Consider the following 24422-nt stretch of genomic DNA (forward strand, 5'->3'; position numbering starts at 1 on the left):
CCACATCCGAGGTTCTACCAGCCACGGCCGGCCCGCCACCGGACCTCACCTAGATCCGAACCTCAAACAGCTCCTAGGGCCGTTTCAAGTGCCCGCATTCCGGCCACATGCGCCTGAGCGGCAAAGAAGGTCTCTGTGCGGACGTAGGCGATGGCCGCGTCGAGCAGGTCGTCGCTCGTGTATCCGGCGGCCCATCGCATGACATCGATGAGACGCGCGGAAAGATCATGGGCACCGAATTTGTAGGCCACCGCGTCCGCAGATCGGCATGCGGACACCACCAGCGCCGGAGTGTTCGGATTCTTACCGGGCGACGTCGCCATCGCGCGAAAAAGTTCGGTGAGCAGGCCGGGCACGAGGCAGGTGATCTGCCCGTACTGGGACGCCAGGCGCCACCTCTGTACGGCGCCGACCGCCTCGGTGAGATCACTGATGGGGCGTACTGGGCCGTCCTCCGGCAGATCGTAGGCGGCGATGGCCGCGGAGATGGCCGGAAGAGCTCGCCGTATCGGAGTACCGGCCTCGGCGCGATCGGCAACCAGATGGGACGGATCGATACCAAGCGCGGTGGCGATCGCCGCAATGACGTTATCCCCGGCTCCGCGCGCTCCACGTTCGATTTTCCGGAGAGTACCAATGTGAATGTTCGCGACATCAGCTAGCTGTTCCTGTGTCATGCGGGCGACACGACGATGATACGAAATACGCTTACCTATCCCACTACGGGCGTCAGCAGGCATTATGGCTCCAGTTCGAACGCCGACCGCTTGGAATATATCGGCATAGAGCGCTCGCTGGGAGAGAACCTCTCCTCAAACTTGAGGGACCAGGTCTACTTTTCCGATATATGCCCGATGTCGATAAGCTCGACCAGTGAACTGATCTGCCAATCGGCGTCGGCCGCATCCGAACTATCGGCCCACAGGAAGCCCCATGGGCCGCGCCGGATATGCGCCGTGCGGAGCCCCATTGCCCGCGCCGGTCGAGTGTCATGAGCCGGATGATCGCCGACGTAGACGACGTGCTGTGGGCGGGAGTCGGCCAGTTCCAGCACGTGGCGGAAGAATCCGGGGTCCGGCTTGGCGATGCCCCACTCGCCTGATGTGGCGATCGCGTCGGCGGGCAGATCCAGCGCGCGCAGCAGTTCGCCCGCACGGATGGTCTGATTGCCCGCGATCAGGACGCGATGGCCCGCGTCCTGCAACGCCGTCAGCGTGGAGCGCACATCCGGGTAGAGGTCGATCTCCTCCAGAACCTCCCCCTTGCCTGCGGCTTCCTTAGCGCGGTACTCAACGGCGAGGTCGATTCCGGGACGCAGTAACCGGATCGCATCGGCGTTGTCGCGTCCCTGAGCAACGACGGCTCCGACAAGCGCAGACAAGGTATGGCGGGGCACATCCAGGCAATCAGCCCAGGACGCCCAGTATCGGTCGTCGCGAACGATCGTTTCCCCCACGTCGAACGCGAAGGTCCACCTCACCACGCGAAGCCTACGCGACCAACCGTCTCACCGGTTCGATCACTCCGCGGCCGAGTCGGCCGACTCCTCATCTACGGAAGGGCAGACGCCGTCAAAGGGGACGGGGCGGGCGGAGGGGGCTCGCCGTAGGGGGCGAGCCGCCCTCCGGAGCCGATGGCCCGAGAGGAGTGGTCAGCTCCACTGGCCGGGGACGTAGTCGCCGGCGGGCTGCCGGACCATGACGTTCATGCGGTTGTAGGCGTTGATGAGCGCGATGACGCCTACCAGCGCGATGAGTTCGTCCTCCGTGTAGTGCTTGGCGGCGTTCGCCCACACCTCGTCGCTGACGCCACCGGCGGCGTCGGCGAGGCGGGTGCCCTCTTCGGCGAGTTCCAGGGCGGCCCGCTCGGCGTCGGTGAAGACCGTGGCCTCGCGCCAAGCGGCGACGAGGTGAAGCCGCTGCGCGGTCTCCCCCGCCTCCATGGCGTCCTTGGTGTGCATGTCGACGCAGTAGCCGCAGCCGTTGATCTGGCTGGCGCGGAGCCGCATCAGTTCCAGGGTGAGGACCGGCACCGTCGTCTCCGACAGCGCCGCGCCCACCGCGTTGACGCGCTTCATGACCTTGGCCGCGAACGGACTGGCGAAGTAGTTCAGCCGGGCTTCCATGATGATCTCCTTCTCGTGTCGATCCTTCACAGCGTTGACCCGCCGGCCCCGCAGGATGTGACATCGGGGGAATGTGATCCGCGTCTCCCCCGGCCGCACCGCGTCAGCGGGCGGCCGCGAGGTGGAGCACGAGGGTGGCGGCGGCGAGAAGAAGGAAGATCGACGGGTAGATCAGGTGACTGTGGTAGCGGGCGCGGGCGACGGTGGCGATGGCTCCGGCGAAATACAGCAGGAGGCCGATCGCGGCGGCCAGTCCGATCGGCGGGACGGCGAAGCCCACCAGCAGCCCGGCCGCGCCCAGGCCCTTGGCCCAGCCCAGCGGGATGATCCATGAGTGCGGGATCCCGTAGGCGGTCATGTTTTCGAGGATCCACTTCTTGCGAGCGAAGTCGGCGACGGCCGCACTGAGGTTCCCTGCGGCAGTGACGACCGTCACGACGACGTAGGCGATGAACACCTGAGTGGTTCCTTCCCATTGGTCCGATGATGTGCCCGGCATACCGTGATCTCCAGCTTCGCCAAGCCCTCGACGCCGCGTCCAATAGCTGCATCTATAACCTGTTGGAATGGATGTCGACACCCGGCTGCTGCGCTGTTTCGTCGCGGTCGCCGAGGAGGGGAATCTGACCCGCGCCGCCCAGCGCCTCTTCGTGTCCCAGCCCGCGCTGACCAAGCAGGTCAGGCAGCTCGAACTACGGCTGGGAGTCGAGCTGTTCACGCGCTCGCGCGCGGGAATGGCGCTCACCGAGGCGGGGCAGGCGCTCGCGGCACGCGCACCGGCCCTGCTGGCGGCCTTCGACCGGGCGGCGCGCGAGACGAAGGGCGCGGCGAGCCGGGCGGCACGAGTACTGCGGGCCGGATTCCTGGCGAGCGCCGCGAACGAGGCGACACAGGACATCGTCGCCCGTTTCAGGAGCGTCCGGCCGGGGTGGCGCGTGGAGATGCGGCAGGCGACCTGGTCCGACCCGACGGCGGGCCTGGCGGACGGCGAGGCGGACGTGGCACTGCTGCGCCTGCCGTTCCCGGGCCAGCACGCCTGGCGCGTGCGGGTACTGCTGACCGAACCACGCTGGGTCGCGATGCCCGCCGCTCACCCGCTGGCCGCGCGTGCGCGAGTGGCCTTCCACGAACTGCTGGACGAGCCGTTCGTCGCGGCCCCACCGGAGACGGGCGCGTGGCGCGACTACTGGCTGGCCACCGACGAACGCGACGGCAGGCCCCCACGCGTCGGCGCGACCACCGACCAGCCCGACGACTGGCTCCAGGCGATCGCCAACGGCTACGGCATCGCCCTGGCCCCTGCCTCGGCCGCGCGCTTCTACACCCGCCCCGGCGTCGTCTACCGCCCCGTCACCGGCGTCACCCCCAGCGAGGTCGCCGTCGCCTGGCCACCGGACGCCGACACCGACCCCATCATCCGCGACTTCGTCCACTGCTGCCGAGAGGCCACCACCCACTCCGATTCGACCCCATCGGAAGCCCCGGAAGCCTCGAAGCCCGGCCGCGACCAAGGCTTGAGCGCGCGGCCGCCGCAGACGGACACCTGTCTTTGAGGATCTCTATCGCGCGCTGGGCCTGATCGGGCAAGTACTCCCGTGGCACTTCGCGATCACGGTTTCAGATCAGCGCTGGTAGGGGTCCGTCCTCCGGCAAAGCAAGGATGGGTCCCTCACGTCCGATGCGAGAGATCGTCCACTCTCCACCCTGACTCCTGGAGCGCGAGCCGTGTCACAAGCACTGAACCCAGGCGACGATTGTGGAGTAACCGCCGGATTCGGTGCGAACCCGGATGGTTGCCAACTCAACGTGCTGCCCCTGAGTGCCGGGCTTGATGCAGGGCGGGATGCCGCCACTGTGCCGCTGTCCTTCACGGTCAATCCACTCCACGTCGCTGACCACGTATCCGTGGCCCTCGTCACGGGGGAGTCCAGTTGCTCCATCAGGATGAAAGGCGATCTGCGACGCGTCGGCGGTTACGCCCACAACAGTGCCGCGTTCGAGCGTAGGCGACTTGCTGCCATAAGGAAGGAAGTAGGCGAGCACGGCACCGATGAAACCGGCGAGAACGATCATGCCGACCAGAAGCGGAATTCGAAGACACACCTGTCTGGACAGCAGCGAAACGACGGACCGGATGGAGGACATCCCCGGACCTTAGCGAAGGCGCCGCGCAAGCCCAAGACGGGTCACCCGTCCGGGACGCTCCTCCCCTGCCGCCCTCCCTCAGCCGGCCGAGGGAGGTGGCGGTATGCGGGCGTGAAGGGCAACGGGAAAGGACCTGCGGCATACGGCGGCCAAGCGCCCGGAGCGGAAGACGGTCGTCATATTCTGCGCAGGCGAGGCGTCCCGAACCGCACTACATCGGATCGTTGAAACGCCTTCCGGAGATCCGTGCGAACACGTCGGCGGAAATCGAGATCGACCCGCCGCAGGGCGTGCCGCTGACATTGGCACGACGGGCCGTCGATCGCAGCCGCGATGACGAAGTCGATGAATGCCGGTGCGTATTCGACGTCGAATGGCCACTCCACCCGAACCGAGAGCAGGCCGTTCATCTGGCCGGCGAGCATGGCATCAAGCCGGCGATCTCGAATCCCTGTTTCGAACTGTGGCTGATCCTGCACTTCGAGGATCAGACGGGCTTCCTGAACACCTACGCGGCCGACCGCAGAAGCCGCCACCTGGACGGACGCTCCAGCAAACGGATCGCCGCGGAGCGCTACAACGCCCCTGCGAGACATCGTCCCCAGCGCGCCGACCAGTTGACCAAACGCCATGTGCGCAACGAGACGCAGTCCCCGGACGACAACCCGTCCTCGTCCATGTCTGCCCTGATCAGGGCCCTCGGCGCGGACAGACCACCGGCCAGGTGAGTAACGCCAGATGCGATGGCGCGCACGCCAGGTGGGTCCATCCAGCGTGGGATTCCAGCCTCCGGCGAGGTGCGATCAGTGGTGGCGTCTTTGAGCTGTCCAGGCGACGAGGGCGCGGCGCAAGCGTCGGGCGAAGCCCGACCTGGGGAAGAGCAGTCCGAGCGCAGCGAGGCCCATAAGGCGCGCGACAGCGCGCACCACGGCGGCAGCGGACGACGGCGAGCACGACGGCTGGGCACGGCATACGGGATGCGCTGGTCGCAGGCCGGAACGGCCGGTGCGGAGGACAGACAGGAAGCGGCCTGGTGGGTGGCACCGGGTGCGACGGCGGGAGTCTGGCATACAGCTTGGCGGTGGCGTAATGGCTCTTGATGTCCAGGTGGCCGGCTGGGGGCGCGAGCGCCGGGCGAAGCCCGGCCTAGGAAAGCTCGTCCGAGCGAAGCGAGGCCCATTGGGCGCGCGACAGCGCGGCACTCAGTGGTAGCGCGGTCCTCCGGCGGTGCGGGGTACGGCCCTCGGGCCGGCACAGGGTGTGCGTGCGGTGTGGTACGGCAGGCCGGGGCCGGCGTATGCGCGGAAAGGGAACTCGCAGGTGATGGGACAACGCTTTCTGAAAAGGGACGGGCGGGGATCCGGGGGGACGGTAGGGGGAATTCGTGGCGAGGAGCGCGGAAGTGAGGGAAGAAAGAGGTGAGAGTGCTTGTGACGCTTGTGCCAGAGTGGTCGGGGTCCATTGTTAGAGCGCAGGGGAGCACGCATGGCCGCAGGGGTCGTCACCGTCCTCGGGGAGAACGTCGCCGACGCCTTTCCCGATGCCTCCGGGCCGCGGTCCGACGGGGCGCTGACCCTGCGTGTCCATCCTGGCGGGAGTCCGGCGAACACAGCGGTGGCGCTGGCGCGGCTCGGTACGCGGACGCGGTTCATGGGGCGGATCGCGGATGACGTGTTCGGGCGGGCCTTCCGGGAGCGCCTGGCGGCCTCCAGTGTGGATCTGACGCGGAGCGTGCGGGCCGTCGAGCCGTCCACGCTGGCCGTGGCCACGCTGGACTCCGGCGGGAGGGCGGCGTACTCGTTCCACGCGGAGGCCACGGCCGACTGGCAGTGGACGCCGGAGGAGTTGCCGCCGGACGCGCTGGACTCCTCGGTGTGCTTGCACACCGGGTCGATCGCGCTGGGCCGTACGCCGGGTGGGCGGGTGATCGAGGAGTTCGCGGCGGCGGCGCGCAGGCGGGTGACGGTGTCGATCGATCCCAACGTGCGGCTGCCGCTGGTGTCGCTGGACGATCTGCGGGCGCGGATGCCGCGCTGGTGCGCGATCGCCGACGTGCTGAAGCTCAGCGAGGACGATCTGGCGCTGCTGTATCCGGGGATGTCGATCGAGCGGGCGTGCGACGAGTGGCATGCCGCCGGGGTGACGCTGGTGGTGGTGACCAAGGGCGCGCAGGGGGCGGTGGCGTCGCTGCGCGGGGGACGTGTCGTGGTGCCCGGGTTCCCTGTGGCGGTGGTGGACACCGTCGGGGCGGGCGACGCGTTCACGGCGGGGCTGCTGCACGCGCTCGGGCAGGACGGCCTGCTGGGCGGGCGCCTCCCCGGCCTGTCGATCGAGCAGGTGCGGGAGGCGGTGGGCTTCGCGGCGAGGGTCGCGGCGCTGACGTGCTCGGTCGCGGGCGCGAATCCGCCGTGGGGCGACCGGCTGCCGATGGGCTGAGCCGTCCCGGCCCCCAAGCCACCGCGACCAACAGATCAGCCGGGGTTGGACAGGTCGCGGCTCAGTTCGTCCACGACGAGCAGGTCTTCGCGGATCCTGCCGGAGCGGTAGCCGGCGCGGCCGACGATGTGGGCGGCCACCGGGGCGGTCATGAGCTGAAATATCGCGACGAGAACGAGGATGCCGATGTCCGACGGCGTCCGCGTGCTCAAGCCGATCGCGACGAGTGTGGCTATCAACCCGATGACCTGCGGTTTGGCCCCGGTGTGCAGGCGGGACAGCAGATCGGGGAAGCGCAGCAGGCCGATGCCGGCGGTGAGCGAGAAGATCGCTCCGATGAGCAGGAAAAGGGCGGCGAGCACGTCCATGATCCCGTTCAGCACCGTCACTCGCTGTTCCTCCGCAACGAGAAGCGGGCCACGGACACGGACCCGACGAATCCGACGATCGACACCACCAGCAGGATCGGCAGGGTGGCGGTGTAACGGTGGAAGGACGCCTCCAGGCCGATGCCGACCACGGTGACCGCGATCAGCACGTCCAGCGCCAGCGCCCGGTCCAGCCGGGTCGGGCCGGTGATCAGCCGGATCAGCGCCAGCAGCGCGGCCACGCCGATCATCGCGCCGCAGACCACCACAACGACTGTCACAGGACCTCGCTTCTGTCGTGTGCCGTGCCGATCGCGCGGATCACCCGTTTCTCCAGGGCGAGCGCGTCGGCGCGGGCCTTGTCCAGGCCGCCCTGCTCCTCGATGCCGAGCACGTGCACGTAGAGGGTCTGGTTCGACCGCCGCACCTCGATGACCAGGCTGCCGGGCAGGGCGGACAGCGCCATGGCGGTGACCACCATGGTCAGGTCACTGGTGGTGCGCAGCGGCACCGCGATCATCGCGTTGACCGGCGGCGGCCCGGGCCGGACGGCCTGCCAGGCCACACGCGCCCCGGAGCGGGCCACGTCCATGGTGAACCAGCCGAGCAGCCGCAGGCAGCCGCCGAGCCGGGGACGGGCGCCCGCGCCGACGACGGGCAGCCGGGACAACCCGGTGACCAGCACCCCGACGGCCAGCCCGGACAGCACGTTGGCGGGCGTCGGACTGCCCCACAGCAGCACCCAGACCACCGCCATCCCGACCACGGGCCCGGCCATCTTCATGGCACCCCCGGCACGATCAAGACATCACCGCCGTGATGTAGGGGGCGCGGTCGAGGAGCTCCCCGGCCGCCCGGTCGATGTAGGCGACGAGCGGCCCGGCGGCCACGGTGAACGCGGTGGCGAAGGCGATCAGCGCGGCGGTGGTCCCGGCCATCGAGCCGGGCGCGGCGGTGGCGACGATGCCGGTGCCGCTGAGGCCACGCCGTCCCTCGATGATCTGGCCGCGTTCGGGGAGTCTGCCGGTGTCGCCCCAGAAAGCCCGGTTCCACACCCAGCAGATCGCGTAGAGGGTGAGCAGGCTGGTCAGCAGCGCCACGCCGACCAGCGCGTACGCCAGCGGCGTCCCCGCCGCCACCCCCGCCCGCAGCAACCACAATTTCCCAATAAATCCAGACAAGGGGGGGATCCCGGACAGGTTCATCGCGGGGATGAAGAACAACACCGCCACCAGCGGCGCCACCCGCGCCAGCCCGCCCAGCCGCTCCAGCGACGTACTCCCCCCGCGCCGCTCGATCAGCCCGGTCACCAGGAACAGCGTCGTCTGCACGGTGATGTGGTGCGCGGTGTAGAAGATCGCCCCGGCGATGCCCTCCCGCGAGGCCAGCCCGATCCCGAACACCATGAACCCGATGTGGCTGACCAGCGTGAAGGACAGCATTCGCTTGATGTCGGTCTGCGCCACCGCGCCCAGGATCCCGACCAGCATGGTGAAGGCCGCCGCCACCAGCAACAGCACGGTCAGCCCGCCGCCGGGGAACAGCAGCGTCTGGGTGCGGATGATCGCGTAGATGCCGACCTTGGTGAGCAGCCCGGCGAACACGGCGGTGATCGGCGCCGGCGTCGTGGGATAGCTGTCCGGCAGCCACGCCGACAGCGGGTAGATCGCCGCCTTGATGCCGAACGCCACCAGCAGCGACAGTTGCAGCACCAGTCGCACGTCGGGCGGCAGCGCCTCCAGGCGGGTGGCGATCTGCGCCATGGTGAGCGTGCCGGTGGCGGCGTAGACGAGCGCCACCGCCAGCAGGAAGACCACCGACGACAGCAGGTTGACCACCACGTAGGTCATCCCGGCCCGCACCCGCGCGGGGGTGCCGCCCAGGGTGATCAGCACGTAGCTGGCGGTCAGCAACATCTCGAAGGCGACGTAGAGGTTGAACAGGTCGCCCGCCATGAAGGCGTCGGCGACCCCGGCGAGCAGCACCAGGAACGACGGGTGGAAGATCGCCAGTGGGGTGGTCTCGTCGTTGTCGGCGGCGCCCTGGCCGATCGCGTAGATGAGCACGGACAGCGTGATCACCGAGGAGACCAGCAGGATCAGCGCGGCCAGGCGGTCCACGACGAGCATCACCGCGATGGGGGCGGGCCAGCCGCCGGGGTGCATGGTCTGCGGGCCGTACTGGTCGGTCTGGTAGACCAGCACGGCGGCGATCACCACGACCGCCGCCATGACCGCGACGCTGATGCCGCGCTGCACGTGGATGATCCGCTGCCCGAGAGCCAGCCGGAGCCCGGCCGCGAGCAGCGGCAGCACGACGGGCAGCGGGACCAGGACGTTGTTCACGGCGAGTCATCGCCCATCGTGGTGTCGATGGCGCGCTCGGGATCGTCGGCGGCCATCTGGCGTTCCCACTCCTCGCGCATCCTGCGCCGCAGGCGTCTGCGCTCCTTGCGGACGGTCCCGCGTAGCCCGAGCCGCGCCCGCAGTCCGGCGCGGAAGCCGTGCTCGGCCTGGATCCTGCGGGTCCGCTCCAGCTCCTCGCGGACCCGGTGCCGGGCCAGCTCGCGCTCGACCCGGGAGATGACCCTGCGGTCCTCTTCGTCGTCGCGCACCTCGTCGTCGCCGGTGAGCTGGACGGCCCGGTGCGCCAGCGACAGCAGGAACGCCACCAGCGCCAGCGTGATCACGATCGCGGTGAGCACCATGACCTGCGGCAGCGGGTCGCTGATCGGCTCGGAGCCGAACAGGCCCCGGATGGGCGGGCGGGCGGTGACGCCGCCGGACAGCAGGATGAACAGGTTGACGCCGTTGCCGACGAGCACCACGCCGACCACGATCCTGGTCAGGCTGCGCTCCAGCAGCAGGAAGATCCCGGTGCCGACCAGGGTCGCGACCGTGGCCATCACCACCAGGTCGGCGCCGATCACGGGGTGATCACCTCCTCGCCGCTCTCCTCTACCTGGCGGTCCAGCTCGTCGCCCATGGCGCGCAGGATGTCGAGCACCACGCCGAGCACCACCAGGTAGACGCCGATGTCGAAGATCAGCGAGGTGACGAAGTGGACATCGCCTAGCACCGGCAGGTGCCAGTCGAAGAGCGCCTCGCGCAGCACGCTGCCGGTCAGCGCGAGCCCCGCCAGGCCGACGATCACGATCAGCGCGAGCCCGGCCCCCTGACACACGCCCGCGCCGACCGGCATCGCCTCGGCCAGCTCGTAGCGTCCGCCCGCGAGGTAGCGGACGGTCAGCGCGAGCCCGGCGACCAGCCCGGCCGCGAACCCGCCGCCCGGGGTGCCGTGCCCGCTGAACAGCAGGTAGACGGACAGCACGAGCATCGGGTGGAAGAGCGCCCTGGCGACGACCTCGAACATGATCGAGCGGCGTTCCGGGGCCAGCGTCTCGCTGCCGCGCAGCCACGTGGTGCCCGGCCGCACGTCCTCCGGCTCGCTGAAGCCGGCCTGGCCGGGCAGCGCCCAGGCGCCGCCGGTGGCCTCGTGGGCGCGCACCAGCCGGGGACGGCGGCGCACGAAGATCAGCCCGGTCACCCCGGCCGCCGCGATCAGCAGCACCGAGCTCTCCCCCATCGTGTCCCAGGCGCGCAAATCCACCAGGGCGATGTTCACGATGTTGGTGCCGCCCGCCTCGGCGGCGGCCTCGGGGTAGGCGGCGGAGATCGGCGCGGCCCTGCGCGCGTTGATGGCCGCGTGGCCCATCACGGCGACCGCCACGCCGACGGCGACGGCGAGCGCCGCGTTGAACCGGCGCAGCCCGCCGTACTGACGCTCCACGAACCGCGGCGGCAGCCTGCGCAGCACCAGCACGAAGGCCACCAGCGTGACCACCTCGGTGAGGAACTGGGTGAGGGCCAGGTCGGGCGCGCCGTGCAGGACGAACATGGTGGCCGTGCCGGTGCCGGTGACGGCCGCGCACATGACGGCGGGCATCCGCCATGTCTGCAGGGTGGTGGCGAACGCGGCCAGGCACACCAGCCCGGCCACGATGATCTCGGCGGGGACGTACCAGGGGCGCAGGCCGCCCGTCCAGGGCAGCCCGGAGATCAGCGCGCCGCCGGGGAGCAGCAGCAGCGCGAACAGGATGTACCGCAGGTAGACGGGGAGCGAGCCGCGCTGGGTGAACCGGGTGGCCTGGTCGGCGGCGTGGTCCACGCCGAGCATGATCAGCCGATAGCTGCGCTCGGCGTCCACCCTCGGGTGCAGCATGGCCTGCGCCCAGGCCACCGGACGGCGGGCGGCGAACAACGCCGCCCCGGCGGCCAGCGCGACCACCGAGAGCAGCAGCGGCAGCGTGAACCCGTGCCACAGCGCGAGCGAGGAGTCGTCGGGCCCGGCGGGGAAGGCCGCGGCGTAGGCGGCGAACACCGGGGTGACCAGCGGCACGGCCACCCCGAGCAGCAGGCTCAGCACGGCGAGCACGACCACCGGCCAGGCCAGCCCGGCCACCGGCGGGTGGACCTCGCTGACCGGACGCCAGGCGTCGGGCCGCAGGTCGGTGACGACCTCGGTGGGCGGCCGGTCGGGCAGCACCTTGTCGATCACGACCAGCTTGCCGGGGATCTTCTTCGTGGCGAACGCGCCCCAGACGAACCGCAGGCTGTAGGCGACGGTCAGCGCCGTCCCGGCCACCATCACGGCGAGCACCCGGCCGTCGCCGCCGAACGCCCCGAACGCGGCCTCCTTGCCGACGAACCCGGCCAGCGGCGGTATGCCCGCCATCGACGCCGCCGCCAGGCATCCGGCCGCGCACGTGACCGGCATCGCCCTGGCCAGCCCGTGCAGCTTGCGCAGGTCGCGGGTGCCGGTGCCGTGGTCGATGACGCCGACCACCATGAACAGCGCCGCCTTGAACACCGCGTGCGCCACCAGCATGTACAGCCCGGCCTGGGCCGCTGCCCGGGTGCCCGCGCCGACCAGCACCACCAGGAACCCGAGCTGGCTCACCGTGCCGAAGGCCAGCAGCAGCTTCAGGTCGTACTTGCGCAGCGCCCGCCAGGCCCCGACCAGCATCGTCGCCAGGCCGAAGACCAGCACGATCGGCCGCCACACCGGGTCGCCGGCGAACGCCGGGGCCAGCCTGGCAACCAGGTAGACCCCGGCCTTGACCATCGCCGCCGCGTGCAGGTAGGCGCTGACAGGGGTGGGCGCGGCCATCGCCCCGGGCAGCCAGAAGTGGAACGGCACCAGCGCCGACTTGGTCAGCGCCCCCACCAGGATCAGCACCAGGGCCACCGAGACCGCCGTTCCGGCGGGCGGCGCGGCCAGGATCTCCGAGAGCCGGAACGTGCCCGCCGCCAGGCCGAGCGTGATCAGGCCGGCGAGCATGGTGAGCCCGCCCGCCGTGGTGACCACGATGGCGGTCATCGCGGCCCGCCTGCTGGTGCGGTCCTCGGCGTCGAAGCCGATCAGCAGGTAGGAGAAGACCGTGGTCAGCTCCCAGAAGACGTAGAGGAGGATCAGGTCGTCGGCGAGCACCAGGCCGAGCATCGCCCCGGCGAACGCGGTGAACACCCCGGCGAACTGGGCGAGCCCCTGCTCGCCCGGGATGAAGTAGCGCCCGCAGTAGACCAGGATCAGCGCGCCTATCCCGGCGACCACCAGGGTCATCACCAGCGCGAGCGGGTCCATCCGGAAGGCCAGGGAGAGCTGCAGGCCGGGCGCCCAGGCGATCGCCTCGCTCCGCGGCGTCGGTACGGCGAGCGCCCACAGCGTGACCGCCGCCGGAACCAGCGCGACCAGCCAGAACGCGGGCAGTCCGAGCACCCGTACCGCCGCCGGGGCGAGCACGGCCGCGGCGAAGAAGGCGGCCACGGCAAGCAGCATCCGCTCAGATCACCTACGCCCCCGCCCCCGGCGCCGGCCGGCTCCCCCGCGAGCGGCCGAACCCGGCGATGGTAACCCGGCACCGAGCCCGAAACCGGGCAGGCTCGCCGATCCCGCGAACCCCGGGTCAGCCCAGGTCAGCCCAGGTCACCCCAGGTCAGACCCGTACGTTCAGGAAGCCCGCGGCAGCAGACCGGCCGCGATCTCCAGGAGGAAGCCCGGGTCGGTCTCCAGGTCGTCCCGGATGACCGCGACGTCCAGACCGGCCGCCGCGAGGCCGGACAGATGCCGGGCCGCGTCGGAGCGGTGGCCCGCCGCCGTGAACAGGTCGAGCAGCGCGTCGTCCACCAGGTCGGTCCTGGGCGTGCCGGACCGCCAGCCCTCGCGGAACGCCGCGCACCGGTCCGGATCCAGCCCCGGGATCCTGGTGATCTCGTGGTCGCCGTGCACGCCCAGGTAGGTCGCCACGCCGGGACGAGCGCGGTCGCGCGCCGCCGCCGGATTCCCGTCGTCGACGCACAGCCCCACGTAGGCGGCCAGTTCCACCTTCGGCCCGACGTGTTCGCGCACCGAGGCGATGTAGGGGGCGGAGGACAGGATGGACAGCAACAGGCCGTCGGCGCGACCGGCGGCCATGGCCAGCGCCCGGGGTCCCTTGACGCCGAGGACGATCGGCGGGCGGATGCGCGGCGGGGTGAAGGCGAGCCGGGCGTCCACCCGGAAGTGCTCGCCCTCGTGGTGCACCGGCTCGCCGGTCATCAGCGCGCGGATCACGTCCACCGACTCGGTGAGCCGTCCGATCGGGCGGTCGAAGGGGATGCCGAGCTGGTCGGTCATCCAGCGCGGGTTGCTCGCGCCCAGGCCGAGCACCGCGCGGCCCTCGCTGATCTCCTCCAGCGCCGCCAGTTCCATCGCGATCAGCGCGGGGTGCCGGGTCCAGGGGTTGATCACGCCGATGCCGATCCGGACCCGGCTCGTCGCGGCGGCGATGGCGCCGGCGAGCGCGAACGCGCCGCGCTCGCAGTAGTCCTCGGTGATCCACACGGTGTCGCACCCGGCGGCCTCGGCCTCGCGGGCGGCCCGTACGGCGGCGCCGGCCGTACGGGCTCCGGAGATGGAGAACGCGAGCCTCACTCGCGTGCCCGATCCACAGCCTTGTCGAGCGCGGCCAGGGTCGGCTCGATGACCTGCACAGGAGGCAACGTGGCCGCGGTGGCCCCGACGTCCTTCAATCCGGTGGAGGTGCCGATCAGCACGGCGGAGGCGTCGGTGGCGATCTCGCCGCGCGCGGTCAGCTCCTCCAGCGCGACCAGGCCGGTGATCGTGGACGCCTCCAGGTAAAGCCCGGCCTCGCGGCCGAACCGCCGCTGCGCGTCGAGGATCCGGTCGTCCTCGGCGACCCGGACGGCCGTGCCGCCGGTGGCCCGCAGCGCCGCGAGCCCCTGGTAGGTGCCGAACGGCGAGGCGATCGAGAAGGCCACGGACGGCGTGACCGGCACCGGCCCCGCCACCTCGGCGCCCTCCGCCAGCGCATCGCGCAGCGGCCCGAACGGCTCGGCCGCCACCAGCCTCGGCATCCGGTCGGTCACCCCGAGCGCCACCAGGTCGGCGAACCCGCGCCAGATCCCGGCCAGCCCGTCCGCGTAGGCGACGGGCACCACGACGTGGTCGGGCACGCCGCCGAACTGCTCGGCGATCTCGTAGGAGATCGTCTTGTAGCCGTCGATGCCGTACCCGATGGACCCGACCGGCGGGTTCGCGTGCCCGGACATAGGCAGCCAGCCGCGCTCCTCGACCAGCCGGCGCATCAGGGCCCACCGGTCGGACGGCTTCGAAAGCGCCACCACGTCCGCGCCGTAGACCTGCATGAGCGTCTTCATCGTGGCGGGCACGGAGGCGACGGTCAGCACCACGCAGCGCAGCCCGGCCCGCGCCGCGTAGGCGGCGATGGCCGCGCCGTGGTTGCCGGTGCTGGCCACCACCACGGCCTCGACGCCCAGCTCGACGGCCTTGGTCACGGCCACGGCGGCGAGCCGGTCCTTGTAGGACCAGGTGGGGTTGCGGGTCTCGTCCTTGACGTGGACCGAGCCGACGCCGAGGCGGGCGGCCGTCCGGGGGAGGGCGACGAGGGGAGTGCCGCCCTCCCCCAGACTCACCACGGGGGTCTCGGGGGCGAGGGGAAGCAGCGCGCGGTACCGGAACAGGCCCGGCTGGCCCGCGTCTGTCGGAAGCCCGGCCCCGGCGGGCAGGGCGTACTCGGGGAGCACGTTGGCGGGCACGCCGTCGCGCTCGCACGACGGGCAGCCGCGGCCCATCAGCTCGGTGCCGGGGTCGGGGTACTCGGCGCCGCAGCGCAGGCAGGCCAGCCGCCCGAGGTAGTGGCCGCTCACGCGCTCACCACCGTCAGCTCGCGCGGGGATTCGACGAAGAGGTCGACGCCGTCGGCGGTGACGGCGAGCGTGTCCTCGACCATCATCCCGCCCCAGCCGATCTCGTAGTAGGGGGTCTCGAAGCAGAACGTCATGCCGGGGGCGAGCGGCGTGGCCGCGCCCGGGGCGATGATCGGCGCCTCGTAGACGGCGGTGCCGATGCCGTGCCCGCAGTGCTGGCGGCGGTACGGGTCGACGCCGCCCGCGCGGACGCCGCGCATCGCCACGTCGAAGACCTCCTCGGCGGTGACGCCTGGCCGGGCCGCCGCGAGCTGGTCGTCGAGCCCGGCCAGGATCGCCGCGTAGCGCCGGGCCTGTGTGGCGTCGGGTTCGCCCAGTACGGCGGTGCGGCCGATGTCTGACCAGTACCCCGCGTACTGGCAGCCCACGTCGAACCTGGCCAGTTCGCCCGGCTGCCACACCCGGTCGGCCGGATGCGCGTCGGCGAGGGCGGAGCGCGGTCCGGTGGTCACCACCAGGAAGCGCGGCTCGGCGCCCCCCGCGATCATGGTCTCGGCGACCGTGCGGGCCAGGTCGCGTTCGGTGACGCCGGGGGCGGCGACGGCCAGCGCGGCCTCCACCCCGGCCACGGCGAGCCGGGCCGCGTAACGGAGGAGTTCCACCTCGCCGGGCAGCTTCACCCCGCGCACCTCGGTGATCCAGCCGGTGGCGTCGGCGGCGGGGACGTCGAGCAGGCCGTCCGCGGGGCCCTCGACGCCGAGGGTCAGGCCGGGGCCCGCCGCGCGCAGGGCCGTGGCGAGGGCGGCCTCGACGCCGGGGTGCCGGTCGGCGGCCAGCGCGAGCGGCGACCCGTTGGCGGACTCGAAGTAGAAGCGCCCGAAGGGGATCAGGCGGTCCTCGGGGAGGCCCAGCTCCGCGGCGGGCGCGGTGTCGGCGGCCGGGCAGACCAGCCACAGGTCGTCGCCGGTCACGACGGCGGCCATCCGGTGCGCCCGGAACAGCGCCCCGGCCACCGCACGGTATCCGGTGGCGTAGAAGACACTCTCGGGGGTGGTCAGCACGACCGCGTCGAAGGGGGCCGCCTCCAGGGCGGCGCGCAGCCGGGCCAGCCGCCGCGCCGTGAGGTCCCGCTCGTCCACCTGGGGAGCCGCGACGGCGGCCGGGGTCTCGATCACACTCTCCTTCACATGATCACCTCGCTGAACTCCGCCATGGCGTCGAGCGTCTCTTCCACGGTGTTGGCCGCGAACAGCAGCCCCGCCAGGGTGTTCACCCCCGCCGCGCGATACTCCTCGACCCGTTCGGCCACGCGTCGCGGCGTGCCGATCAGGTTGCGCGCAGCCAGGTCGTCCACGCCCTGGTCCTTGAGCGTGGTCTTGGACAGCGACACCATGTGCGCGTGCAGTTGCGAGGCGCGGAACCTGCGCCACGCCTCCTCCTCGGTCGGCGCGACGCACACCGCCACCTGGAGCGCCACCTCGAAGTCGGCGGGCAGCGGCCCGCGTCCGGCGGCGTCGGCCTGGGCGCGGATCTCGGCGATGCCCTTGCCGACCTCCTGCGGGGTCAGGCAGGCGGGCAGCCAGCCGTCGCCGTACAGGGCGGCGCGGGTCTTGGAGCCCGGCGCGTTGCCGCCGGACAGGATGGGCAGCCGGTCCACCGGCTTGGGGAACGACTCCACGTCGGTGAAGTTCACCCAGCGCCCCTGGTAGCTGGCCCGGCGTTCGGTGAACAGCGCGCGCAGGCCCTGGATGGCCTCGGCCGCGTGCTCGCCCCGGTTCATCGGCGTACCGGGGTTCATCGCGGTGAACTCCTCCCGGTAGGCGCCGATGCCGACGCCGAGCACCGCGCGCCCGCCGGACAGCCGGTCGAGGGTGGCGGCCTGCTTGGCGGCCACGACCGGGTTGCGGAACGGCAGCACCATGATCGCGGTCGCCAGCCGGATCCGCTCGGTGACGGCGGCGACGTAGCTGAGGTAGGAGAACGGGTCGTAGTAGCGCGGCGGCTCGGCGAACTCCGCGCGCACGTACGCCTGCGTGGTGACGTGGTCGTTGCCCCACACCGAGTCGAATCCGAGCCGCTCGGCCTCGACGGCCAGCCGTACGGCCTGCTCGGCGTCGGCGTACGGGACCGGGTACATCAGCCCCTCGGTCCCGGTGGGCACCCCGAGCCCGAACCTCATCTGACGTCCCCTCCCTGTACGGCGGGCGCCCGCTGCCCCCGCTTCATCGCCGCCACGCCCAGCCCGAGCAGCGCGTAGCAGACGAACCCGTAGACCAGTCCTTCGATCGCGTCGGCCAGCAGCACGTCCGTGTACTTCGAGAGCACCGCCGCGGCCAGCCAGGCGATCAGCGCCTCCACCCGGAACGCGGGCGCGGTGGCCAGCAGGTCCCGTCCGGACTCGCGCCGGGCGATCACCCAGAAGTGCGCGATCATCACCCCCGCGAACGGCGGCGCGACCACCCCGATGATGTTGAGGAAGGTCAGGAACGAGTCGGCCAGCCCGGCGAACGCCACCGCCACCGCGATGATGATGGACACGATGTTCCACACCGGCTTGCGCACCCGCCAGCGCAGCGAGTTCGACGCGTTGGTGAAGGCCAGCGAGGCGGAGTAGAGGTTGTTGTCCGCGGTGTTCCACAGCGCCAGCACGAGCATCACGGCGGCCGGGGCCAGCAGCCCGAGGCCCTGCATGACCAGCACGAAGTTGCTGTTGCCCACCTTCATGGCGGAAACCGTGGCGATGACCTCGAAGACGCCCGCGCCGACCACGAACCCGCAGAAGCTGGAGATGATCACGTCGCGGGGACGAGTGGCGTAGCGGGACACGTCGCCGATCAGCGCCGCGCCGGTGACCCAGGTGGCGATGACCGCGCCGACCGCGGTGGCGAAGCCGATGGGCACGGCGGGGACGTGCGCGATAACGTCGCCGAAACCGCCCGCCTGGCCGCCGATCACGAAGAGCGCGACCAGCGCGATGCCGATCTCGATGGGCACCGCGACGGCGGAGAACCTGGCCAGGCCCTTGATGCCGAAGATGGAGGTCGAGGTGATCGCGACGGCGAAGACCAGCACGAACACCCAGGAGGGGATCGCGGGGATGAGCTTGTTCACCGCGCCGCCCCAGGTGTCCATCAGGACGCCGATGAAGCCCATCGCGATCACGCCGAGCAGCAGGGACACCACTACCGCGCCGTGCCGTCCGAACACCGCCCGCGCGGCCAGGTAACTCGACAGGCCGGTGCGGTAGCCGACCAGCCCCACCAGGGCGGAGACCACCACGAGGACCAGGTTGCCGACCAGGATGGCCGCCATTCCCTCCCCGAAGGTGGTGCCGCCGCCGACCACGCCGCCGACCAGGAAGCTGCTGACGCTGATGTTCCAGCCGATCTGAACGATGATCATCTGGATCAGCGACTTGCGACGTTCCCTCGGAACGGGTTCCAGGGCGTGGTCGTCGAGGTCGGTGGCGAGCCCGTGCTTGCTCGCCGCCACTTCGGTCATGAGCGTTCCTCCGCGTCGGCCTGTGATAATCCATAGTCAGGCAGTCACTCGCGGCCTAACTACGTGGACCAACGTGAATCTGCACGGGAGGCGTTTGTGGATCTGGCACAACGTGCTCAGGTACTCCTCCGTCAGACCGACGATATCGCCGCCACCCTCGTGTCGGCGGTCTGGGGTCATCTGCCCGGTTACGACACGGCCAGGATGGACGTCCAGGACCTCGCGGAGGTCGTCGCGCTGAACGTGCGGGCGCTGGTCACGGCGGTGGCCGCGCGGCGCGTCCCGCGCGGGGAGGATCTGGCCCCGGCGGCGGCGCTCGGGCAGCGCCGGGCGATCCAGGGCGTGCCGGTGGAGGGGGTCGTCGGCTCCTGGCACGCCGCCGAGCGCGAGTTGCTCGAACGGTTCGCCGCCGTCGGCCCGCGCCTCGACACCGCGAGCCTGATCGACCTGTCCCACCGGCTGGCCGCCGCGACGGACACCATGATCGAGGCGACCATCGACGCCTATCGGACGACCCGCACCGAGAGCGCGGGCCACCTCGACCAGATCGCCACCGACCTGGTGTCCCGGCTGGCCGGGGGCGAGCCGATGGACCCGGCCGACGTCGAGGAGCGGGCCCGGCTGGTCGGCGTGCCCGCCCAGGTGCCGCACCTGGCGGCGGCGATCGGGCTGCCGGAGCGGGCGGGCCCGCTGGCGCTGACCAGGGCGCACCGGATCATCCTGGACGCGGTGACGCCCCGGCTGCGCAGCCGGCTGCTGGTCGGCGGCAAGGGCCCCACGCTGCTGCTGGTGCTGGCCGACACCCCGGGCATCCCCGAGGCGTTCGCCCGCGCCGCCACCCGTCCGGGAGTGCCGGAGGGGCTGGTGGTCGGCCTGGGAAACCCGCGTCCCCGGCTGGGCGAGGCGGGCGCGTCCTGCCGGGAGGCGATGTCGGCGCTGAGCGCGGGGCTGCGGATGGGCGCCGACCGCGCGGTGGTGCCGTTCGAGCGGGTGGTGCCCGAGGTGCTGCTGTTGGGCAACCCGATCGACGCGCGGCTGCTGCGCGACACCATCCTGACCCCGCTGCGGGCCAGCCCGGCGCTCGTGGAGACGCTGCGGGTCTTCCTCACCAGCGGGCTTTCCACCCGGGTCACCGCGCAGCGGCTGTCCATCCACGAGAACACGGTGAGCTACCGGGTGCGGCGCATCCTCGGCCTGCTCGGCGCGGAGTCGGCGGCCGAGCTGGTCCGCCCGGACGTGCTGCTGGCGCTGCGCGCCGACGAGCTGCTGCCGCGCGAGCCGCCGTCCCGGCTCACACCCGGCTGAGCAGGTCCTCGGTCAGCGGCGAACCTAAACCGCTGCGGCTAACATGTCAACGGTCGATGACCGAAGAGAGGAGGCCCCTTTGGAAGACCCGCCGGGCGCAGGCCGCGTGGAAGCCCCGCCGTCCCGCAGGCGCGACCGCGCCGCCACGCGGGCCGCGCTGCTGGCCGCCGCCAGGATCCGCTTCGCCCGCTCCGGCTACGAGGCCACCAGCGTGCGCGACGTCGCCCGCGACGCCGGCGTCGATCCGACGCTGATCTTCCGGTACTTCGGCTCCAAACAGGGCCTCTTCGACGAGGCGGCCAAGGCCGGCCGGCAGGAGGGCGCGAGCCTGCTCGACGGCGACGCGGCCGACCTGCCCGATCTGCTGCTGCGCTCGGTCCTGTCACAGAACCGGGCGGAGACCGGCGGCGAACACCCCTTCGTGGCCATGCTGCGCTCCTCGACGCACGAGCCGGCGCACCGGATGATGCGCGAGCAGATCTGCGACGGGTTCCTCGCGAACCTCGCCGGACTGGTCGAGGGCCCCGACGCCAGGCTGCGCGCGGAGCTGCTCGGGGCCCTCATCCTCGGCATCAGCGTGTCCAGGTCGGTGGTGCGCTCCCCGGCGCTCGCCGAGGCCGGCCACGACGACATCGAGCCCTACTACCGGCGGATCGCCGCACTGCTGCTCGGGCCCGACGACGAGCCCTGACCCCGGCTCACGGGTCGCGTTTGGCCACCAGGGTCAGCACGTCGTACTTCGCGACGGACGAGCCGTCCTGCTTGGTCACGTCGGCATCCCATCTGACCTCGCCGTACGCCAGGCCCTCACGCGGATCGACATGCTTGGCGGTGAGGGTGACCGTCAGGTCGTCGCCCGGATAGACCGGGGTCAGGAACCGCAGGTTCTCCAGCCCGTAGTTGGCGAGCACCGGCCCCGGATCCGGGTCCACGAACAGCCCGGCCGCCAGCGACACCACCAGATAGCCGTGCGCCACCCGCCCGTCGAAGAACGGGTTCGCCCGGGCCGCCTCCTCGTCCGTGTGCGCGTAGAAGGTGTCGCCGGTGAACTCCGCGAAGTGCTCGATGTCGGCCAGTTCCACCCGGCGCGGGCCCGCCACCACCGTGTCGCCTGGCCGCAGCTCCTCCAGGTGCTTGCGGAACGGGTGCACCACGGTGACCTCTCTCGGCGCGCCCGGCACCCACCGGCCGGTGACGCCCGCAAGCACCGCCGGGCCGCCCTGGACGGCGGTGCGCCGCATGTGGTGCAGCACTCCCCTGATCCCGCCCAGCTCCTCACCGCCGCCCGCGCGGCCGGGTCCGCCGTGCACCAGCATCGGCAGCGGCGAGCCGTGGCCCGTGGACTCCCCCGCCGACGACGAGTCCAGCACCAACAGCCGCCCGTGCCAGGGGGCCAGGCCGAGCACGGTCAGCCGGGCGAAGTTCTCGTCGGCGGTGACCACCGAGCCCACCAGGCTGCCCCGGCCCCGGGCGGCCAGCTCCACGGCCTGCTCCGCCGTCGAGTACGGGATCAGCGTGCTGACCGGGCCGAACGCCTCCACCTCGTGCGGCTCGGCACGGCCGGAGTCGTCGGCCACCACCAGCAGCGGGGACATGAACGCGCCGCGCTCCGGGTCGGCGCCGACGACCTCGACGCGCTCGGCGTCGCCGTACACGACCTTGCCCGCGCGGGCCAGCAGACCGGCCGCGCGGCGGACCTCCTCGCGCTGGGCCAGGCTCGCCAGCGCGCCCATCCGCACCGAGGGATCGGCCGGGTCGCCGACCCGCACCCCCGCCAGCGCGTCCGCGACGGCCTGCGCCACGTCGCCCAGCACCGGCGCCGGGACCAGCGCCCGCCGGATCGCGGTGCACTTCTGCCCCGCCTTGACCGTCACCTCGGTGACGAGCTGGCCGACGAACAGGTCGAACTCGGCCGTGCCCGGCGTGGCGTCGGGCCCGAGGATCGAGCAGTTCAGCGAGTCGGCCTCGGCGTTGAAGCGGATCGACCGCTCGGCCACCGCCGGATGCGCGCGCAGCCGCGCGGCCGTGGCCGCCGACCCGGTGAAGCCCACCATGTCCTGTTCGGTGAGCAGGTCGAGCAGGCCCCCCGGGCCGCCGCAGACCAGTTGCAGCGCCCCCTCGGGGAGGATCCCGGACTCGGCGATCAGCTCCACCAGGCGCGCGGTGAGGTAGGCCGTCTGGCTCGCGGGCTTGATCAGCGTCGGCATTCCGGCCACGAACGCGGGCGCGAACTTCTCCAGCGGCCCCCACACCGGGAAGTTGAACGCGTTGATCTGCACCGCCACGCCGGGCGCGGACACGTAGACGTGCTGGGCGGCGAACGTGCCGCCCTTGCCCAGCGGCTCCACGCCGCCGTCCAGGTGGATCGTGTCGTTGGGCAGTTCCCTGCGGCTCTTGGAGGAGTAGGAGAACAGCACGCCGATGCCGCCGTCCACGTCGAAGCGGGCGTCGGCGAGGGTCGCCCCGGTGCGCAGCGACAGGCCGTACAGCTCCTCGCGGTGCTCGCGCAGGTAGGACGCGAGCGACTTGAGCAGCGCGGCGCGCTGGTGGAACGTCAGCTCGCGCAGCGCGGGCCCGCCCGTGCGGCGTCCGTAGTCGAGCGCGGGCTCCCAGAACGCGTGCGCGTCGCCGACGACGGCGACCTCCTCACCCGTGACCGCGTCCAGCAGCGGGGTGCCTCCGGGCTCGGGCGGGGCGTGCCAGGCCCCCGCCACATAACTGCGCAACGCCGCCATCCGCGGCCTCCTCATCATCGAGTCACGCATATTTCGCCGATTCGGAAAGTCCGTCGCCCCCCTGTCATACCCCGAACCGGCCGCCCGGCCCAGATATGATCGGCCGGTGGCCGAGACGCACGATCTGGTGCTCCGTGGCGGGCGAGTGCTCGATCCGGAGACGAACCACGACGCCGTGGCCGACGTCGGGGTGACGGGAGACCTCATCACCGCGGTCTCCACGACGCCTCTCGACGGCCGCCGCACGCTCGACGTCCATGGGCTGGCCGTGGCGCCCGGCTGGATCGACATGCACAGCCACGCGCAGAGCCTCGCCGGTCACCGGCTGCAGGCGCTCGACGGCGTCACCACCGCGCTGGAGCTGGAGGCCGGGGCCACGCCCGTCGCCGAGGCGTACGGCGAGGCCACCGACGAGGGCCGTCCGCTCAACTTCGGCTTCTCCGCCTCCTGGGCCCAGGCCAGGATGGCGGTGATCGGCGGCATGCCCCCCGGCGGCGGGCTCACCGCCACCCTGCGGCGCGTCGGCGACCCCCGCTGGCAGGCCCCCGCCCGGGGCCGCGCCCTCGACGAGATCCTCGAACTGCTCGGCAGCGAACTGGCCAACGGCGCGCTCGGCATCGGCGTGCTGATGGGCTACGCGCCAGGGGTCGCCCACGAGGAGTACGCCGCGGTGGCCGCGCTGGCCGCGTCGGCGGGCGTGCCGACCTACACGCACGCCCGTGAGCTGGTCGAACGCGTGCCCGACATCCTGATCGACGGGGCCGTGGAGCTGACCAGGGTGGCCGCCGAGACCGGCGCGCACATGCACTACTGCCACATCAACAGCACCTCGATCCGGCAGATCGACCGGGTGCTCGGCCTGGTGGAGGGGGTCCGCGCCGAGGGCGCGCGGGTCTCCACCGAGGCGTACCCGTACGGCGCGGGCATGACCGGCATCGGCGCATCGTTCCTGGCCCCCGAGCGCCTGGCGAACTGGGGCATCACGCCCCGGTCGATCGTCTACGCCCGCACCGGCGAGCGGGTGGCCGACGCCGTCCGGCTGGCCGAGCTGCGCGCCGAAGACCCCGGCGGCCTGGCGATCATCCACATGCTCGACGACCAGGTGCCCGCCGACCACGCGTTCCTCGACCGGGCGCTGCTCGCCGACTCGACCGTGATCGGCTCCGACGCGATGCCGCTGACCTGGACCTCCGGCGTGGCCGACCCCTACGCCTGGCCGCTGCCCCCGGCCGCGGTCACCCACCCGCGCACGGCGGGCACGTTCTCCAAGGTGCTGCGCCACTACGTCCGCGAGACCGGCGCGCTGAGCCTGCTCGACGCGGTGTCCCGCGCCACCCTGCTGCCCGCGCGGGTGCTCGGCGACTCGGTGCCCGCGCTGCGGCGCAAGGGCCGCGTCCAGGCGGGCTGCGACGCCGACCTGGTGGTGTTCGACCCGGCCACCGTCAGCGACCAGGCCACCTACGAGGCCAGCACCCGCCCGTCCACGGGCTACCGGCACGTGTTCGTGGCCGGGGAGGCGGTCGTCGCCGACGGCGAGCTGGTGCTGTCCGCGCTGCCCGGCCGCGCCATCCGCCGCTAG

General features: G+C 71.8%; 23 protein-coding genes. 6 read left to right on the top strand and 17 right to left on the bottom strand.

Going from position 1 to position 24422, the window contains the following annotated elements; translation table 11 throughout:
• Positions 1–62: 62 nt before the first annotated feature.
• The 4 genes from P3X83_RS25750 to P3X83_RS25765 form a co-directional block, all read right to left on the bottom strand.
• On the bottom strand, positions 63–740 hold the full coding sequence (locus P3X83_RS25750; protein WP_277307790.1) for a helix-turn-helix transcriptional regulator: 678 nt from the start codon (positions 738–740) through the stop codon (positions 63–65).
• 92 nt (positions 741–832) lie between these two features.
• Positions 833–1480 carry an HAD family hydrolase gene (locus tag P3X83_RS25755; RefSeq protein WP_277307791.1) on the bottom strand — a complete coding sequence of 216 codons (648 nt, stop codon included), beginning with the start codon at positions 1478–1480 and terminating at the stop codon, positions 833–835.
• 171 nt (positions 1481–1651) lie between these two features.
• Positions 1652–2125 carry a carboxymuconolactone decarboxylase family protein gene (locus P3X83_RS25760; protein ID WP_277307792.1) on the bottom strand — a complete coding sequence of 158 codons (474 nt, stop codon included), beginning with the start codon at positions 2123–2125 and terminating at the stop codon, positions 1652–1654.
• Positions 2126–2228: 103 nt separating this feature from the next.
• Entirely contained in the window at positions 2229–2582 is a 354-nt protein-coding gene (locus P3X83_RS25765) for a DoxX family protein (protein ID WP_277307793.1), read from the bottom strand.
• A 109-nt stretch (positions 2583–2691) separates the two neighbouring features.
• On the opposite strand from P3X83_RS25765, the gene P3X83_RS25770 reads away from it, so the two are divergent.
• Positions 2692–3678 (top strand): LysR family transcriptional regulator, encoded by a 987-nt coding sequence (locus tag P3X83_RS25770; RefSeq protein WP_277307794.1) that lies wholly within the window; start codon positions 2692–2694, stop codon positions 3676–3678.
• Between the two features lie 175 nt (positions 3679–3853).
• Here P3X83_RS25770 and P3X83_RS25775 read toward each other — a convergent pair whose 3' ends face one another.
• Positions 3854–4270, bottom strand: a complete 417-nt coding sequence (locus tag P3X83_RS25775; RefSeq protein WP_277307795.1) for a hypothetical protein — start codon at positions 4268–4270, stop codon at positions 3854–3856.
• Between the two features lie 95 nt (positions 4271–4365).
• On the opposite strand from P3X83_RS25775, the gene P3X83_RS25780 reads away from it, so the two are divergent.
• Positions 4366–4998, top strand: coding sequence for an RloB family protein (locus tag P3X83_RS25780; protein ID WP_277307796.1), 633 nt, complete (start codon positions 4366–4368; stop codon positions 4996–4998).
• 757 nt (positions 4999–5755) lie between these two features.
• Complete coding sequence (locus tag P3X83_RS25785; protein ID WP_277307797.1) at positions 5756–6706, top strand: carbohydrate kinase; 951 nt, start codon at positions 5756–5758, stop codon at positions 6704–6706.
• 35 nt (positions 6707–6741) lie between these two features.
• Here the strand turns inward: P3X83_RS25785 and mnhG are convergent, their stop codons facing one another.
• The 11 genes from mnhG to P3X83_RS25840 form a co-directional block, all read right to left on the bottom strand.
• A complete protein-coding gene (gene mnhG, locus P3X83_RS25790; RefSeq protein ID WP_277307798.1) occupies positions 6742–7095 on the bottom strand; it encodes a monovalent cation/H(+) antiporter subunit G in 354 nt (117 codons plus the stop codon).
• Positions 7092–7355 carry a monovalent cation/H+ antiporter complex subunit F gene (locus tag P3X83_RS25795; protein WP_277307799.1) on the bottom strand — a complete coding sequence of 88 codons (264 nt, stop codon included), beginning with the start codon at positions 7353–7355 and terminating at the stop codon, positions 7092–7094. The genes mnhG and P3X83_RS25795 overlap by 4 nt, the downstream gene beginning before the upstream one ends.
• Positions 7352–7852: a Na+/H+ antiporter subunit E gene (locus tag P3X83_RS25800; RefSeq protein WP_277307800.1), complete on the bottom strand. Its 501-nt coding sequence runs from the start codon at positions 7850–7852 to the stop codon at positions 7352–7354. Before P3X83_RS25800 ends, P3X83_RS25795 begins: the two co-directional genes overlap by 4 nt.
• A 22-nt stretch (positions 7853–7874) precedes the next feature.
• Positions 7875–9419, bottom strand: coding sequence for a Na+/H+ antiporter subunit D (locus P3X83_RS25805; protein ID WP_277307801.1), 1545 nt, complete (start codon positions 9417–9419; stop codon positions 7875–7877).
• Positions 9416–10003 (bottom strand): Na(+)/H(+) antiporter subunit C, encoded by a 588-nt coding sequence (locus P3X83_RS25810; RefSeq protein ID WP_277307802.1) that lies wholly within the window; start codon positions 10001–10003, stop codon positions 9416–9418. The genes P3X83_RS25805 and P3X83_RS25810 overlap by 4 nt, the downstream gene beginning before the upstream one ends.
• On the bottom strand, positions 10000–12912 hold the full coding sequence (locus tag P3X83_RS25815; protein WP_277307803.1) for a Na+/H+ antiporter subunit A: 2913 nt from the start codon (positions 12910–12912) through the stop codon (positions 10000–10002). Before P3X83_RS25815 ends, P3X83_RS25810 begins: the two co-directional genes overlap by 4 nt.
• A gap of 171 nt (positions 12913–13083) precedes the next feature.
• A complete protein-coding gene (locus P3X83_RS25820; RefSeq protein WP_277307804.1) occupies positions 13084–14046 on the bottom strand; it encodes an LLM class flavin-dependent oxidoreductase in 963 nt (320 codons plus the stop codon).
• A complete protein-coding gene (locus P3X83_RS25825) occupies positions 14043–15302 on the bottom strand; it encodes a pyridoxal-phosphate dependent enzyme (protein ID WP_277307805.1) in 1260 nt (419 codons plus the stop codon). The genes P3X83_RS25820 and P3X83_RS25825 overlap by 4 nt, the downstream gene beginning before the upstream one ends.
• Positions 15299–16489 carry a Xaa-Pro peptidase family protein gene (locus tag P3X83_RS25830; RefSeq protein WP_277307806.1) on the bottom strand — a complete coding sequence of 397 codons (1191 nt, stop codon included), beginning with the start codon at positions 16487–16489 and terminating at the stop codon, positions 15299–15301. The genes P3X83_RS25825 and P3X83_RS25830 overlap by 4 nt, the downstream gene beginning before the upstream one ends.
• On the bottom strand, positions 16486–17481 hold the full coding sequence (locus P3X83_RS25835) for a TIGR03619 family F420-dependent LLM class oxidoreductase (RefSeq protein ID WP_277307807.1): 996 nt from the start codon (positions 17479–17481) through the stop codon (positions 16486–16488). Before P3X83_RS25835 ends, P3X83_RS25830 begins: the two co-directional genes overlap by 4 nt.
• Positions 17478–18803 (bottom strand): cytosine permease, encoded by a 1326-nt coding sequence (locus P3X83_RS25840; RefSeq protein ID WP_277307808.1) that lies wholly within the window; start codon positions 18801–18803, stop codon positions 17478–17480. Before P3X83_RS25840 ends, P3X83_RS25835 begins: the two co-directional genes overlap by 4 nt.
• A 96-nt stretch (positions 18804–18899) precedes the next feature.
• On the opposite strand from P3X83_RS25840, the gene P3X83_RS25845 reads away from it, so the two are divergent.
• Together P3X83_RS25845 and P3X83_RS25850 are read left to right on the top strand one after the other, a co-directional pair.
• Positions 18900–20108 carry a helix-turn-helix domain-containing protein gene (locus P3X83_RS25845; protein ID WP_277307809.1) on the top strand — a complete coding sequence of 403 codons (1209 nt, stop codon included), beginning with the start codon at positions 18900–18902 and terminating at the stop codon, positions 20106–20108.
• 79 nt (positions 20109–20187) lie between these two features.
• A complete protein-coding gene (locus tag P3X83_RS25850) occupies positions 20188–20799 on the top strand; it encodes a TetR family transcriptional regulator (protein WP_277307810.1) in 612 nt (203 codons plus the stop codon).
• Positions 20800–20806: 7 nt separating this feature from the next.
• Here P3X83_RS25850 and paaZ read toward each other — a convergent pair whose 3' ends face one another.
• Complete coding sequence (paaZ, locus tag P3X83_RS25855; protein ID WP_277307811.1) at positions 20807–22843, bottom strand: phenylacetic acid degradation bifunctional protein PaaZ; 2037 nt, start codon at positions 22841–22843, stop codon at positions 20807–20809.
• 106 nt (positions 22844–22949) lie between these two features.
• Between paaZ and P3X83_RS25860 the strand changes: the two genes are divergently transcribed.
• Entirely contained in the window at positions 22950–24422 is a 1473-nt protein-coding gene (locus P3X83_RS25860; RefSeq protein WP_277307812.1) for an amidohydrolase family protein, read from the top strand.

Origin of the sequence: Spongiactinospora sp. TRM90649 (genome assembly GCF_029382225.1) — a bacterium.
GTDB lineage: Bacteria > Actinomycetota > Actinomycetes > Streptosporangiales > Streptosporangiaceae > Spongiactinospora.

Excerpts from the sequence above, each read along its gene's own strand:
- P3X83_RS25750 (WP_277307790.1), bottom strand. The coding sequence starts at position 740 with ATGCCTGCTGACGCCCGTAGTGGGATAGGTAAGCGTATTTCGTATCAT.
- P3X83_RS25760 (WP_277307792.1), bottom strand. The coding sequence starts at position 2,125 with ATGGAAGCCCGGCTGAACTACTTCGCCAGTCCGTTCGCGGCCAAGGTC.
- P3X83_RS25770 (WP_277307794.1), top strand. The coding sequence starts at position 2,692 with ATGGATGTCGACACCCGGCTGCTGCGCTGTTTCGTCGCGGTCGCCGAG.
- P3X83_RS25775 (WP_277307795.1), bottom strand. The coding sequence starts at position 4,270 with ATGTCCTCCATCCGGTCCGTCGTTTCGCTGCTGTCCAGACAGGTGTGT.
- P3X83_RS25785 (WP_277307797.1), top strand. The coding sequence starts at position 5,756 with ATGGCCGCAGGGGTCGTCACCGTCCTCGGGGAGAACGTCGCCGACGCC.
- P3X83_RS25800 (WP_277307800.1), bottom strand. The coding sequence starts at position 7,852 with ATGGCCGGGCCCGTGGTCGGGATGGCGGTGGTCTGGGTGCTGCTGTGG.
- P3X83_RS25815 (WP_277307803.1), bottom strand. The coding sequence starts at position 12,912 with ATGCTGCTTGCCGTGGCCGCCTTCTTCGCCGCGGCCGTGCTCGCCCCG.
- P3X83_RS25835 (WP_277307807.1), bottom strand. The coding sequence starts at position 17,481 with ATGAGGTTCGGGCTCGGGGTGCCCACCGGGACCGAGGGGCTGATGTAC.
- P3X83_RS25840 (WP_277307808.1), bottom strand. The coding sequence starts at position 18,803 with ATGACCGAAGTGGCGGCGAGCAAGCACGGGCTCGCCACCGACCTCGAC.
- paaZ (WP_277307811.1), bottom strand. The coding sequence starts at position 22,843 with ATGGCGGCGTTGCGCAGTTATGTGGCGGGGGCCTGGCACGCCCCGCCC.